A 13,415-nucleotide genomic window follows, 5' to 3' on the forward strand; every position below is an offset into this window, starting at 1 on the left:
GCAGGTGCCTGACGAAAGGTCAGTGTGACGTGCCTCTCACTCGTCGTCGAGGCCGCGCTCGATCGCGTACCGGACCAGTTCGACGCGGTTGTGCAACTGGAGCTTGCCCAGGGTGTTCTGGACGTGGTTCTGCACCGTGCGGTGGGAAATGACGAGGCGCTCGGCGATCTGCTTGTAGCTCAGGCCCTTGGCGACCAGGCGCAGCACCTCGGTCTCGCGGTCGGTGAGCCGGGGTGCCTTCGGTTCGTCCGTGTCGGGCGCCGGGGCCGGTTCGGAGGCCAGGCGGCGGTACTCGCCGAGGACCAGTCCGGCGAGGCCGGGCGTGAAGACGGGGTCGCCGGCGGCCGTGCGGCGGACCGCGTCCTGGAGTTCCTCGGTGGAGGCCGACTTCAGCAGGTAGCCCGTCGCGCCGGACTTCACCGCCTCCAGCACGTCGGCGTGCTCGCCGCTCGCGGACAGCACCAGCACCCGCAGCGCGGGGTTGGCGGCCACGACCTCCTTGCAGACCTGGACGCCCGGCTTGCCGGGCAGGTTCAGGTCGAGCACCAGGACGTCCGGGACCGCGGCCTTGGCGCGGCGCACCGCCTGGTCGCCGTCGCCGGCGGTCGCGACCACATCGAAGCCCGACTCGCCCAGGTCCCGGGCGACCGCGTCGCGCCACATCGGGTGGTCGTCGACCACCATGACCTTGACCGGGTGCCGCCGGTCCCCGCCGCCGTCCGTCATCGCCGCTCCGCCTTCCCCCGCGCGTCCGTCACGTTCTTCGGTACCTTCAGTTCGACCTCCGTGCCCTGGCCCGGCACCGAGACCAGTTCCGCGCTGCCGCCGAGGTCGCGCAGCCGGCCGCGGATCGACAGGGCGACGCCGAGCCGCCCCTCGCCCTCGGCCTGGGCCAGCCGCCCCTCGGGGATGCCGGGCCCGTCGTCCCGGACGGTGACGATCACCTCGTCCGGTTCGTCCTCGACCAGGATCCAGGCGCGCGCCTGCTCCCCGGCGTGCTTGCGGACGTTGTCCAGGGCGGCCCCGACCGCGGCGGCCACCTCCCGGGCGGCGGCCGGAGCCAGCGGCACGGGCGCGCCCGGCTCGGCCAGGCTGACCCTGGCGCCCGCGTACGGCGCGAGCAGGGCGCGCAGGTCGACCGGGCCGCCGCCCGCCGGATCGTCCTCGTCCGGGTGGTCCCCGTCCGGGCCGTCCTCGACGGCGCGGACGAGCGCGCCCTGGGCCGCGTCCTCCGAGACCCGGGAGACGGGCACAAGACCGCCGGAGACCAGGGTGCGCAGGGCGACCTCCTGCTCGCCGGCCATCCGGCCCAGCTCGGCCGCCTCCCCGCCGATCACCGCACCGCGCCGCTGCACCATGGCCAGCACCTGGAGCACGCTGTCGTGGATGTCCCGGGCCAGGCGCTCGCGCTCCCGCGTCGCGGCCTCGATCTCCAGGGCGCGGGCGAGGGTGCGCTCGGAGGCGCGGGCGACCTCGACGACGTAGCCGATGGCGATGGAGGCGATGCAGACCAGGATGACGTTGTGGACGGTGTCGCGGGCCGGGCTGCCCCGCTCGATGAGGTTGGCGACGGCCACCAGGCCACTGGCCAGGGCCGCCCAGCGCCAGCCGCCCTTGATGGCGAAGGCCAGGACGGCACCGGCCGTCCATATCGACGGCAGGGTCGGGCCGCCCGCCTGGACCCGCTCGTGCGCGTCGGCGACGGGCGTGAGCAGGATGCCGGTGAGGGCGACGGTCAGGTCGGCGGCGAGGAACCGCCTGGTGCAGCGGGCCGCGTTCGCGACCCGGGGCAGGGTGGCCAGCGTCCACGCGGCCAGCACGGCGAAGTAGGCGACGGCGAGCCAGGGGCGGGTGAACTCCTCGTAGGCGGTGGCGAACAGGCCGACCGCGTACAGCATCGTCAGCACCCGGTAGGCCGTCAGCGCACGCCACAGCGGCTGCTCGACCGACATCCTCATCACGCGCTCGCGTCCGGCCATGTCCCCCACCCCCCGGCCCGCCCCGTGCGGGGCTAGGTCCGCGGCTCCCCGGTCTGCTGGTCCTTCGCGGCCTTCTCGGCCTTCTCCTTCTCGGCCTTCTCCTTCTCGGCCTGTTCCTTCTCCGCCCGCGCGAGCGCGGCCCGGGCCGCCTTGTCGGCTTCCCTCTCCGCCTTCGCCGCCTCCGCGAGCTGCCGCTTCATGGCCGTGGCGTACATGTCGACGTACTCCTGGCCGGAGAGCTTCATGATCTCGTACATGACCTCGTCGGTCACCGCGCGCAGCACGAAGCGGTCGTGCTCCATGCCCTGGTAGCGGCCGAAGTCCAGGGGCTTGCCGATGCGGATGCCGGGCCGCATCAGCTTGGGCATCACCTTGCCGGGCGGCTGGATCTTCTCCGTGTCGATCATGGCGACCGGGAGGACGGGCGCGCCGGTCGCGAGCGCCACGCGCGCGAGGCCGCCCGGCTTGCCCCGGTAGAGCCGTCCGTCGGGCGAGCGCGTGCCCTCCGGGTAGATCCCGAACAGCTCGCCGCGCTCCAGCACCTCGATGCCGCTCCTGATCGCGGCCTCACCCGCGCCGCGCGCACCGGAGCGGTCCACGGGCAGCTGGCCGACACCCTTGAAGAAGGCGGCCGTCAGCCGGCCCTTGACCCCGGGCGTGGTGAAGTACTCGGCCTTCGCGATGAACGTGACCTTGCGGTCCAGGACCGCGGGCAGGAAGAACGAGTCGGAGAACGACAGGTGGTTGCTCGCCAGGATCGCGGGGCCCTCGGCGGGAACGTTCTCCAGGCCTTCCACCCAGGGCCTGAAGGCGACCTTGAGCGGTCCCCCAACAGCGACCTTCATCGCGCCGTACAACAACCGAGTGCCTCCTGTATGTGTCGGTCAGACCTTAACCCGGAGCGCCGTCAAAGGCGCCGACGGCCCTGGTCGGTGTCAGTGCGGTCGCGTACGGTGAAGGTCCCGCGAACGACGTGCGACCCCTTCCATGACGTTCCGTGACGATTCGTGATCGTGTCCGTCCCTTCTCACGACCTGGAGGCCGAAGGTGCCGGTCCTTGCCGGAGCCGAGCCGTTTCGCCACGAGGGCGGGGAGGTCGCCGTCCTCCTCTGCCACGGTTTCACCGGTTCACCGCAGTCGCTGCGCCCCTGGGCGGAGCACCTCGCCGAGCACGGCCTGACCGTCTCGCTGCCGTTGCTGCCGGGGCACGGCACCCGCTGGGAGGACCTGCGGATCACGGGCTGGCAGGACTGGTACGCGGAGGTGGACCGCGAGCTGCGCGCCCTGCGCGAGCGCCGCGCGAAGGTCTTCGTGGCCGGTCTGTCCATGGGCGGCGCCCTGGCCCTGCGCCTGGCCGCCCGGCACGGCGACGCCGTCAGCGGCGTGATGGTCGTCAACCCGGCGAACAAGGTGCACGGCCTGGCCGCGCACGCCCTGCCGGTGGTCCGCCACCTCGTCCCGGCGACGAAGGGCATCGCCAGCGACATCGCCAAGCCGGACAGCCGCGAGCTGGGCTACGACCGGGTGCCGTTGCACGCGGCGCACTCGCTGCGCCAGTTCTTCCGGATCGTCGACCGCGAGCTGCCGCAGGTCACCCAGCCGGTGCTGCTGCTGCGCAGCCCGCAGGACCACGTCGTGCCGCCCGCCGACTCGGCCCGTGTCCTCAGCCGCATCTCGTCGACGGACGTCCGGGAGGTCATCCTGGAACAGAGCTACCACGTCGCCACGTTGGACCATGACGCGGACCGGATCCACGAGGAGAGCCTCGCGTTCCTCGGCCGGCTCGCGCCCGGCCTCGTCAAGGAGCCCGGTCTCGGCAAGGAAGGGACGACCGCAGGTGGCTGAGCACGACTCCGACCGCGAGGGCCGCGAGCCGGACGAGAAGGGCGCCCCGTTCGACGAGGAGGCCGCCTGGGCGGCGATCGTCGCCGGGTACGGCGAGGAGCCGCCGGACCCGCCGGGTGCCAAGCCGTTCAAGTCGGTCGAGGACCTCGCGCTGCTGGAGTCCCCGACCAACGACGACCGGGTGGACACCGCCGCCGGGACCGGGACGGCCCCCGCGGAGGCAGGGAAGCCCGGGGAGCCGGACGGGCCGGGTCCGAAGCCGTCGGCGGACCGGCCGGACAAGCCGGCCGGGCCGCTGGGCGGCTCGGTCTCCTTCGCGCCCGGCGTCGGCCCGCGCGACTACACCACGCCCGAGCCCACCGAGGACGACTTCGACGCGGACGACGAGGGCCACTTCGTACCGCCGGAGCCGCCGCCGCTGCCGAACGCGGACCCGACGGCGAAGTTCGCCTGGCTCGGGGTGCTCGGCGGCCCGGTGCTGCTCCTGCTGGCCGTGCTGCTCGGCTGGGACATGACCTGGTGGCTGGCCACGCTGGGGATCGGCGGGTTCATCGGCGGGTGCGCGACGCTGGTGATGCGGATGCGCACGGACGACGAGGAGGACGACGACCCCGGGCGGGGAGCGGTCGTCTAGGCCGCCGGCACTCTGAGGGCGGCCAGGACCGGGAGGTGGTCCGTGGCCGCCTCCAGGTCCGTCCCGGTCACCCCGGGCAGGCCGGTCGGCACGCCGCAGCCCAGCACCTCGATGCCCCCGGTCGCGAAGATCGCGTCGATGCGCTGGTAGGGGTCGGCGGGGGTCCAGGTGTGCTCGCCGCCCCAGGGGGCCGCGACCCGGCAGTCGGTCAGGGTGCCGGCCAGGCGGCGGAAGGCGGGGCCGTCGGGGCGTTCGTTCAGGTCGCCGCCGGCGATCGCGTGCTCCACGCCCAGCCCGGCGAGCCGGTCCAGGAGGAGGCCGGCCTGCTGGTAGCGCTCGTCCTTCTGCAGGGACAGGTGGCAGCTCAGCACGCCGAGGCGGGCGCCTGCGACGCGGACGACGGCGGTGGCGAAGCCGCGGCGGTGCAGGCCGGGGGTGGGGGGCAGGAGGACGTCCTGAGTGCGTTCGACGCCGACCCGGAGCGAGCTGAGGATCGCCGGGCCCGTGGTGGTGGCGCCCCCGGTGACGACGACCAGGTCGCAGGCCCGGGCCAGCCGGGCGAGTTTCTTGCGCCAGCGGAAGAAGCGGGGGGCTTCCTGGAGGAGCACCAGGTCGGGCTCGCACGCCCTGATGACACGGGCCAGGGCTTCCGTGTCGTCCCGCAGGGAACGGATGTTGTAGCCGAGGACCCTGATGACCGCGGAACCGTCGGGTTCGGTACGGGAGTTGGGGAGCAGCGACATGTGATCAATCTACGCCCCGGGGCTCGGGGCGCGGGCCGGTGCGCGCGTGCCGGTCGTGTGCGGCTGATCGCGCGGTTGCCCGCGCCCCGGAAGCGGGCAGGGGCGTCCTACATGATCGGGTCGGGCTCCCGGGCCAGGTCGGCGGCGCCCACCAGGCCCGCCTTGTTGCCCAGTTCCGCGGCGCGGACCTCGGCCACCGGGCGCCAGTTGCCGCCCACCAGCCAGCGCTTGTAGGACTTGCGGATCGGGCCCAGGACCAGTTCGCCCTCGTCGGAGAGGCCGCCGCCGACGATGAACGCCGAGGGGTCGAAGAGGGAGGCGAGGTCGGCCAGGCCCGCGCCGACCCAGCGGGCCAGCTCGCGGTAGGAGTCGACGGCCACCCGGTCGCCCTGGCGGGCGGCCATGGAGATGTGCTTGCCCTCGATGCCGTCGGGCGTGCCGTTGCCCAGGCCGAGCAGGATCTCGGCGTTCTCCGGGGTGGCGTTGGCACGCTGTTTGGCGTACCTCACCAGCGCCCGGCCCGAGGCGTACTGCTCCCAGCAGCCCTGCGAGCCGCAGCCGCACAGCAGGCCGTCCGGCACCATGCGGATGTGGCCGAACTCGGCGGCCACGCCGAAGTGCCCGCGGCGCAGCTTGTTGCCGATGATGATGCCGCCGCCGAGGCCCGTGCCGAGCGTGATGCAGATGACGTTGCGGTGGCCCTTGCCGGCACCGAACTTGTACTCGCCCCACGCCGCCGCGTTCGCGTCGTTCTCGACGACCACCGGGAGGCCCACACGGGCCTCGACCTTCTCCTTGAGCGGCTCGTTGCGCCAGTGGATGTTGGGCGCGAAGTAGACCTCGGAGCGCTGCCGGTTGACGTAGCCGGCGGCGCCGATGCCCACGCCGACGATGTCGTGTCCGACGCGTGCGCCGTCCACCGCCGAGGCGATGGCGTCCACGATGCCCTCGGGCGTACCCGGGGTCGGCACCTTGTGGGTCGAGAGGATGTTGCCTTCCTCATCGACCACGCCGGCCGCGATCTTCGTGCCGCCGATGTCGACGCCGATGGTGAGTCCCATGAATCCCTCAGTTTCGGTCGAGCCCCGCTACGGCCAACGGTACCCGAGCCCTTGCCCTCGGGTTCCTGTCGTCCGCCCGGTGGGCACGCTCCGGCGGCACCGCGCCGGGGCCGCTCGGCCGGAACCGCGGGCTCAGTCCAGGTCGATGCGCTCGCCCGGGCCTGTATCGTCACCCGGGTCGCGGCGTTCGTGCGGGTCGCGCGGGTCGTCCTGGTCGTCGCGGCCGGTCCAGCGGCGCTCCTGGGCCTGGACGGCGGAGCGGTAGGCGGCGAGCAGTTCGTTCCCGGCGGCCGCCAGGTGGTCGAAGACGTCCGGATTGCGCTCGACGACCGGTTCCACGGCGGCCCGGGCCTGTTCGACGACCTGCCGCACGACCTGCTGGGCGGCGGGCCCCGCGACCGCGCCGAACAGCGGCGACTGCAGGCCCGAGAGCCGGTCCGCGACGGCGTCGACGAGCTTCTTCAGCTCCTCGGCCGCGGACCCGGGGGGCGGGCCGTACTCGGTGCGCCGGCGGGCCTTCTCCGCTTCGAGGTCCTCGGCGCACGCGGTGGCCCAGGCGTCGGCGTCGGTCGCCCGCGTCTCGTCCACGGCCTCGTCGGGGGCGTCACCGGACGGGGGGAGCTGTTCGCTCATGACGGACTCCTGCCTACGGTTCGTCCCTACGACGTTACCCGAACGGGCCGGCCGGCCGGAGCGGCCGGGGCGGGCGCACCGGCCTTCGTCACCGGGCCCGCGGCCACAGCTTCGGATCGGGGGCGAAGCGGATGCGCAGCGCGCCGTCGCGCAGGGCGGCCCCGGCGACGGTGCAGCGGCGCAGCGCCGCAGGCAACGGGACGATCCGGCGGAAGCGGCCCGCCGTGACGACGAGTTCCTCGCCGCGCCGCACGAGGTCGAGTTCCTCGCGTACGGCGCCGGGCAGCGGGATGTGCCAGACGAGCACGCCGTCCTCGCCGAGCCGGTCGGTGACGGGCCACTCGGCGGCCGGGGCGTTCGCGTCGGGGCCGGGCACGGCCAGGGCGGCGAGGTCGTCGCCGCCGCGCGGGTCGCGGCCGAGGTGGGCGACCGTGCGGACGTCGTGGGACTCACGCCACTCGTCCAGCGCCTTGCGCTGCTGGGCGACCGGGCCGGCCAGCCAGGTGTCCGCCGAGGCCTCGGGCAGGACCCGGTTGGCGACCACGAGGTCGGTGCGCAGCCCGCGCAGGGCGAGGCCGAGGCCGGCGGTGCGCAGGGCGTCGGCGCCGGCCGGGCCGGGCTCGGCGACCAGCCGTACGACGGTGTCGCGGTCGGCGACGACGGCCTCCACGGCGGCCAGCTCCACGTCCCAGCGGGCGGCCGTCTCGTACAGCCACTCCGCGGGCATCGGGACCCCGGCGAGCCGGCCCAGGACGGGGCGCAGGGCGCGGGCGGCCTGCCGTTCCGGCGGGAGCAGGCGGCGCAGGTAGCGGCGGAGTTCCTCGGGCAGGGCGAGCAGGGCGAGGGCCTGCGGGACCGGGGGCAGGTCGACGACGAGGAGCTCGTGCTTCTCCGACAGCGCGGCGTCGCGCAGGGCGCGCAGCAGGGCGAGTTCCTCCGCGCCGGGCAGGGGCGTGAGTTCCTCCGCGTCGAGCCGGGAGGCGCCGAGGAGGTCCAGGGCGGAGGAGGCGCGCTCCTGGAGGGCGGTGAGGTCCCGGCGGAAGTCCCGCGCGGGGTCGGGGCGCCAGGCGGTGAGGTGCGGGGCGGCCTCGACCGGGACCGGGCCGGTCGGCACGCCGAGGGCGGCACCGAGGGTGTCGGTGCGGTCGGTGCCGAGGACCAGGGTGTCGGTGCCCCGCGCCGCCGCGGCCAGGGCGGTCGCGGCCGCGAGGGTGGTACGACCGCTGCCGCCGGGGCCGGTGATCAGGAGGGTGCGCATGGGGGTGAACGGTACCGGTGCCGCCGCGCCCCGAGGGGCGCGAGACCGTGCGGACCGTGCGGCTCCGCCGCGTGCGCGACCGGCCCCGGCGCGCCCGCACCCGGCAGAGCACGGACACTCCCGCGGCGCGCCCCCTATGTGCCCGACTCCACGCGCTTCTTCAGCCCCGCCAGCGCCCGGTCGATGATGACCTTCTCCGCCTTGCGCTTGATCATGCCGAGCATCGGGATCTTGACGTCGACGGTCAGCGCGTACGTGACCTCCGTGCCGCCCGCCCCCGCCGGCTTCAGCAGGTACGTGCCGTCGAGGGAGCGCAGCATCTGGGACTTCACCAGCGTCCAGGAGACCTCGTTCTGACCGGTCCAGGTGTACGCGAGCACCTGGTCGTCCTTGATGGCACCGGCGTCCATGACGAGGCGGACCTGCTCGGCCCGGCCCTGGGCGTCGGTCTTGAGGACCTCCGCCTCCTTCACCTCGCCGGTCCAGTCCGGGTAGCGCGCGAAGTCGGCGATGACCGCCATGACATCGGCCGGGGCCGCCTCGATGGTGATGCTCGAGCTGGTGTGTTCCGCCATCGCCGTGGCTCCTCCAGATGCGGGCCGGTGAGAGGTCGTCGTGCGCACTGTGTGCAGCGTGAAGGCTACCGCGCACGGGACCCGCCGATCTCACCCCGCCCGGGGCGTCCTCACCACTGCAGCACCCAGGGCTTCCCGGTCCCCGCGAAGTGCCCCACGTTCACGCACTCGGTCGACCCGATGCGCATCCTGCGTACCAGCGGCTGGTGCACGTGCCCGAAGAGGGAGTAGCGGGGCCGGGTGCGGCGGATGGCGTCCAGCAGGGCCCGGCTGCCCCGTTCGAAGCGGCGCGCGACGGTGTCGTAGACGAGCTCGGGGACCTCGGGCGGGATGTGCGTGCACAGCACGTCGACCTCCCCGACCGCCTCGATCTTCGCCGCGTACTCCTCGTCGCTGATCTCGTACGGCGTGCGCATCGGCGTGCGCAGGCCGCCGCCCACGAAGCCGAAGACCCGTCCGCCGATCTCGACGCGCCGCCCGTCGAGGACGGTCGTGCCGGGGCCGGCGTACTCCTGCCAGAGGTGCGGCATGTCGACGTTGCCGTAGGTGGCGTACGTAGGAGTGGGGAAGGCGGCGAACAGCTCCGCGTACTGCTTGCGCACCGCCTTCTCGATCACCGAGGCCCGGTCCGCGCCGATGCCGGCCCACAGCCGGGCCCCGAACTCCCGGGCCTCCTCGAAGCGGCGGGCGGTGCGCAGCGCGACGATGCGGTCGGCGTTCTCGACGCCGAACAGGTCGGGGAAGATGCCGCGCGAGTGGTCGGCGTAGTCGAGGAAGAGGACGAGGTCGCCCAGGCAGATCAGCGCGTCGGCGCCCTCGCCGGCGCGGGCCAGGTCGCGGGCGTTGCCGTGCACGTCGCTGACCACGTGCACGCGCGTCCTTCTGTCTGCGGCGGGTGTGGGTGCCATGACGATCAAGCGTAAGCGTGTGCCGCATACGTGAACAGTGGCGGTCCTACCTGCGGTTACTGGCCAGTGATTCAGCCCGTGGACTACTGTGCGCGAAGGAATACCCAACTGTGTGACGCAGCGAACATCTCGACGGGACCCCCTGTCGGAGAAGCCATACCGGCGGGTAACGTCCGGGCAGTCCAGTCGTGCTCTGCATTTCAACAAGTGAGTGCCCGAGCACCTGCCCGAGCCTTGGACCGCACCGTCGCAGCACACACCGTCGTGGCGCCGGCGCCCTATGAGGAGCAGCAGTCTTGCGCGAGTTCAGCCTTCCGGCCTTGTACGAGGTCCCCGCCGACGGGAACCTGACCGACATCGTCCGCAGAAACGCCGCGCAGCACCCGGACGTCGCCGTGATCGCCCGCAAGGTGGGGGGCGCCTGGCAGGACGTCTCGGCCACCGCCTTCCTCGCCGAGGTGCACACGGCCGCGAAGGGCCTGATCGCCGCCGGGGTCCAGCCGGGCGACCGGGTGGGCCTGATGTCCCGCACCCGCTACGAGTGGACGCTGCTCGACTTCGCGATCTGGAGCGCGGGCGGGGTGACCGTGCCGGTGTACGAGACCAGCTCGCCGGAGCAGGTGCGCTGGATCCTCGGCGACTCGGGGGCGACCGCCTGCGTCGTGGAGACGCCGGCCCACGCGGCCGCCGTCGAGTCGGTGCGCGACGGGCTGCCGGCGCTCAAGCACGTGTGGCAGATCGAGGGCGGCGGCCTCGACGAGCTGGGCCGGCTCGGCCAGGACGTCACGGACGAGACGGTCGAGGAGCGCGGTTCCGTCGCCAAGGCCGACGACCCGGCGACCATCGTCTACACCTCCGGCACCACCGGCCGCCCCAAGGGCTGCGTGCTGACCCACCGCAACTTCTTCGCGGACTGCGGGAACGTGGTGGAGCGGCTGCGGCCGCTGTTCCGTACCGGCGAGTGCTCCGTGCTGCTCTTCCTGCCGCTCGCGCACGTCTTCGGGCGGCTGGTGCAGATCGCGCCGATGATGGCGCCGATCAAGCTGGGCTGCGTGCCGGACATCAGGAACCTCACCGACGAGCTGGCCGCGTTCCGCCCGACGCTGATCCTCGGCGTGCCGCGCGTCTTCGAGAAGGTCTACAACTCCGCGCGCGCCAAGGCGCAGGCCGACGGCAAGGGCAAGATCTTCGACAAGGCCGCCGACACGGCGATCGCCTACAGCAAGGCGCTGGACGACCCCTCGGGCCCGTCCCTGGGCCTGCGCGTCAAGCACAAGGTGTTCGACAAGCTCGTCTACAGCAAGCTCCGCGCGGTCCTCGGCGGCCGGGGCGAGTACGCCATCTCCGGCGGCGCCCCGCTCGGCGAGCGGCTCGGGCACTTCTTCCGCGGCATCGGCTTCACGGTCCTGGAGGGCTACGGTCTGACCGAGTCCTGCGCGCCCACCGCGTTCAACCCCTGGGACCGGCAGAAGATCGGCACGGTCGGCCAGCCGCTGCCCGGCTCGGTGATCCGGATCGCGGACGACGGCGAGGTGCTGCTGCACGGCGAGCACATCTTCAAGGAGTACTGGAACAACCCCGGCGCGACCGCGGAGGCGCTGGCCGATGGGTGGTTCCACACCGGCGACATCGGCACGCTCGACGAGGACGGCTATCTCAGGATCACCGGCCGCAAGAAGGAGATCATCGTCACCGCGGGCGGCAAGAACGTCGCCCCGGCCGTGATCGAGGACCGCATCCGGGCCCACGCGCTGGTCGCGGAGTGCATGGTGGTGGGCGACGGGCGGCCGTTCGTCGGCGCGCTGATCACCATCGACGAGGAGTTCCTGGGCCGTTGGTGCGCGGAGCACGGCAAGCCGGCGGGTTCCACCGCGGCGTCGCTGTGCGAGGACCCCGACCTGCTGGCCGCGATCCAGGCGGCGGTCGACGACGGCAACGCCGCGGTGTCGAAGGCGGAATCGGTGCGGAAGTTCCGCATTCTGTCCTCCCAGTTCACGGAGGAGTCGGGCCACCTGACGCCCTCGCTGAAGCTGAAGCGGAACGTGGTGGCGAAGGACTACGCACACGAGATCGAGGCGATCTACGCGACGTAACCCGCACGGGGCCGGTTATGGCGCGGTGTCCTCGGTGAGGACCCGCGCCATCGTGCGTTCGGCGAGCGCCGTGATCGTGACGAAGGGGTTGACCCCGAGCGACCCGGGCACGAGCGAGCCGTCCGTGACGTAGAGGCGGGAGTATCCCTTCACCCGGCCGTAGTCGTCGGTCGCCTTCCCCAGCACGCAGCCGCCCAGCGGGTGGTAGGTGAAGTCGTCGGCGAAGACCTTGCTGCCGGGGCCGAACAGGTCGTACCGGTAGATCGTGGCGTTGGCCGCGTTGATGCGGTCGAACAGCTTCCTGGCCATGGCGACGGAGACCGCGCTGTGCGCGGCCGTCCAGCCGAGCCGCAGCGCGCCCGAGGCGGTGTCGTAGGAGAACGACGCCCGCTCCGGGTTCCCGGTGATCGCCAGGTAGAGGCTCACCCAGTGCTCCAGGCCCGTCGGCAGCGGGGCGATCTCGGCGAAAACCGGGTTGGCGGCGTTGGCCCAGTCGTCGATGCCCATGACCGGCATGGTCGACTGGTCGGCGCCGACCGTGTCCCACAGGTGGTTGGCCCGGCCGAGCATCACGTTGCCGTTGGTGCCCCAGCCGGTGCCGACGCTCGCGGGCAGGTCGGGCAGGGTGCCCGTCTCCCGGGCGCGCAGCAGCAGTTCGGTGGTGCCGAGGCTGCCGCCGCCGAGGAAGAGGTACGTGCAGCCGTACTCCTTGGTCCCGACGACCCGGCCGGTGTCGTCGAGGCGGTCGGCGGTCAGGATCCAGGTGCCGTCCGGTGCTCTGCCGACCGCGCGGACCTTCTCCAGGGTGTGCAGGGTGACCTCGCCCGTGCCGAGGGCGGCGGCGAGGTAGGTCCGGTCGAGGCTGCGCTTGCCGTGGTTGTTGCCGTAGATGACCTCGCCGGCGAGCGCCGACCTGGGGGCGGTGCCGGCCGCCTCGCGCCGCATGTGGCCGAAGTCGTAGACGCTCGGCACGAAGGTGGTGCGCAGGCCGGCCCGTTCGGCGTGCCTGCGGGAGACACGGGTGAAGCGGTACCAGTCCGTCGACTCGAACCAGGCGGGGTCGACGGTGTTGACGCCGAGGGCGGCGCGGGCGCGCGGGAAGTACGTGCCGTACATCTCGGCGGCGTCGACGGTGGGGAACTGCTCCGCGAAGTAGGCGCGGGGCGGGGTGACCGCCATGCTCCCGTTGACCAGGGAGCCGCCGCCGACGCCCCGGCCGACGTAGACCGACATGTGGTCGAAGTGGACGCGGTCCAGGACGCCCGGGTAGCGGCCGATGTCGCGGTTGACGACGTCCAGCCAGAGGAAGGTGCCGAGGGGGGCCTCGGTGCGGGTGCGGAACCACATGGAGCGCTGGTCGGGGGCGCGGGTGGAGCAGAAGACCTTGCCGTCGGGGCCGGGAGTGTTCCACAGGCGGCCCATCTCCAGGACGAGGGTACGGATGCCGGCCCGGGCGAGGCGGAGGGCGGCGACCGCGCCGCCGTAGCCGGAGCCGACGACGATGGCGGGGGCGGTGTCGACGGCGTCGGGCTGGGCGGCTCGGGCGCTGTCGAGGCCGATGCGGGTGAAGCCGAGGGCGGCGGCCGTCTGGAGGGCTGCCATGCCGAGGATGTGACGTCTTGTCAGGTGACGGTTCGTCAGGTTCGCTGTCATGGGCGCAGCATCGGCGGTATGTGGGGTTCCGCC

13 protein-coding genes are annotated in these 13,415 nt (G+C 73.1%); 3 read left to right on the forward strand and 10 right to left on the reverse strand.

Annotation, left to right across the window (positions count from 1 at the left end):
• Positions 1-36: 36 nt before the first annotated feature.
• The 3 genes from AC07DA_RS10065 to AC07DA_RS10075 are packed head-to-tail and all read right to left on the reverse strand — an operon-like array spanning position 37 to position 2,824.
• Positions 37-726, reverse strand: coding sequence for a response regulator (locus tag AC07DA_RS10065; RefSeq protein ID WP_479126343.1), 690 nt, complete (start codon positions 724-726; stop codon positions 37-39).
• The gene (gene macS / locus AC07DA_RS10070; RefSeq protein WP_479126345.1) at positions 723-1,979 is read right to left on the reverse strand and encodes a MacS family sensor histidine kinase; all 1,257 of its coding nucleotides are present in this window, start codon (positions 1,977-1,979) and stop codon (positions 723-725) included. Before macS ends, AC07DA_RS10065 begins: the two co-directional genes overlap by 4 nt.
• A 32-nt stretch (positions 1,980-2,011) precedes the next feature.
• Positions 2,012-2,824, reverse strand: a complete 813-nt coding sequence (locus AC07DA_RS10075; protein WP_479126347.1) for a lysophospholipid acyltransferase family protein — start codon at positions 2,822-2,824, stop codon at positions 2,012-2,014.
• 202 nt (positions 2,825-3,026) lie between these two features.
• Between AC07DA_RS10075 and AC07DA_RS10080 the strand changes: the two genes are divergently transcribed.
• Together AC07DA_RS10080 and AC07DA_RS10085 are read left to right on the forward strand one after the other, a co-directional pair.
• Complete coding sequence (locus AC07DA_RS10080) at positions 3,027-3,824, forward strand: alpha/beta hydrolase (protein ID WP_479126349.1); 798 nt, start codon at positions 3,027-3,029, stop codon at positions 3,822-3,824.
• On the forward strand, positions 3,817-4,458 hold the full coding sequence (locus AC07DA_RS10085; protein WP_479126351.1) for a hypothetical protein: 642 nt from the start codon (positions 3,817-3,819) through the stop codon (positions 4,456-4,458). Before AC07DA_RS10080 ends, AC07DA_RS10085 begins: the two co-directional genes overlap by 8 nt.
• On the opposite strand, the gene AC07DA_RS10090 is transcribed toward AC07DA_RS10085, so the two are convergent.
• From AC07DA_RS10090 to AC07DA_RS10115, 6 genes are all read right to left on the reverse strand, one after another.
• The gene (locus tag AC07DA_RS10090) at positions 4,455-5,201 is read right to left on the reverse strand and encodes an endonuclease/exonuclease/phosphatase family protein (RefSeq protein ID WP_479126353.1); all 747 of its coding nucleotides are present in this window, start codon (positions 5,199-5,201) and stop codon (positions 4,455-4,457) included. The genes AC07DA_RS10085 and AC07DA_RS10090 overlap by 4 nt on opposite strands.
• Before the next feature lie 107 nt (positions 5,202-5,308).
• Positions 5,309-6,262 (reverse strand): ROK family glucokinase, encoded by a 954-nt coding sequence (locus tag AC07DA_RS10095; protein WP_094052469.1) that lies wholly within the window; start codon positions 6,260-6,262, stop codon positions 5,309-5,311.
• A 132-nt stretch (positions 6,263-6,394) separates the two neighbouring features.
• Entirely contained in the window at positions 6,395-6,895 is a 501-nt protein-coding gene (locus AC07DA_RS10100) for a DUF5304 domain-containing protein (protein WP_479126355.1), read from the reverse strand.
• Positions 6,896-6,983: 88 nt separating this feature from the next.
• Positions 6,984-8,153 (reverse strand): ArsA family ATPase, encoded by a 1,170-nt coding sequence (locus tag AC07DA_RS10105; RefSeq protein WP_479126357.1) that lies wholly within the window; start codon positions 8,151-8,153, stop codon positions 6,984-6,986.
• A gap of 134 nt (positions 8,154-8,287) precedes the next feature.
• A complete protein-coding gene (locus AC07DA_RS10110; protein ID WP_479126359.1) occupies positions 8,288-8,728 on the reverse strand; it encodes an SRPBCC family protein in 441 nt (146 codons plus the stop codon).
• Between the two features lie 110 nt (positions 8,729-8,838).
• Positions 8,839-9,636: a metallophosphoesterase family protein gene (locus AC07DA_RS10115; RefSeq protein WP_479126361.1), complete on the reverse strand. Its 798-nt coding sequence runs from the start codon at positions 9,634-9,636 to the stop codon at positions 8,839-8,841.
• A 296-nt stretch (positions 9,637-9,932) separates the two neighbouring features.
• Here AC07DA_RS10115 and AC07DA_RS10120 point away from each other — a divergent pair, with 296 nt between their 5' ends.
• The gene (locus tag AC07DA_RS10120) at positions 9,933-11,729 is read left to right on the forward strand and encodes an AMP-dependent synthetase/ligase (protein WP_479126363.1); all 1,797 of its coding nucleotides are present in this window, start codon (positions 9,933-9,935) and stop codon (positions 11,727-11,729) included.
• Positions 11,730-11,744: 15 nt separating this feature from the next.
• Here AC07DA_RS10120 and AC07DA_RS10125 read toward each other — a convergent pair whose 3' ends face one another.
• The gene (locus tag AC07DA_RS10125) at positions 11,745-13,382 is read right to left on the reverse strand and encodes a GMC oxidoreductase (protein ID WP_479126365.1); all 1,638 of its coding nucleotides are present in this window, start codon (positions 13,380-13,382) and stop codon (positions 11,745-11,747) included.
• Positions 13,383-13,415 lie beyond the last annotated feature (33 nt).

This window comes from Streptomyces sp. NPDC044921, from assembly GCF_056432865.1.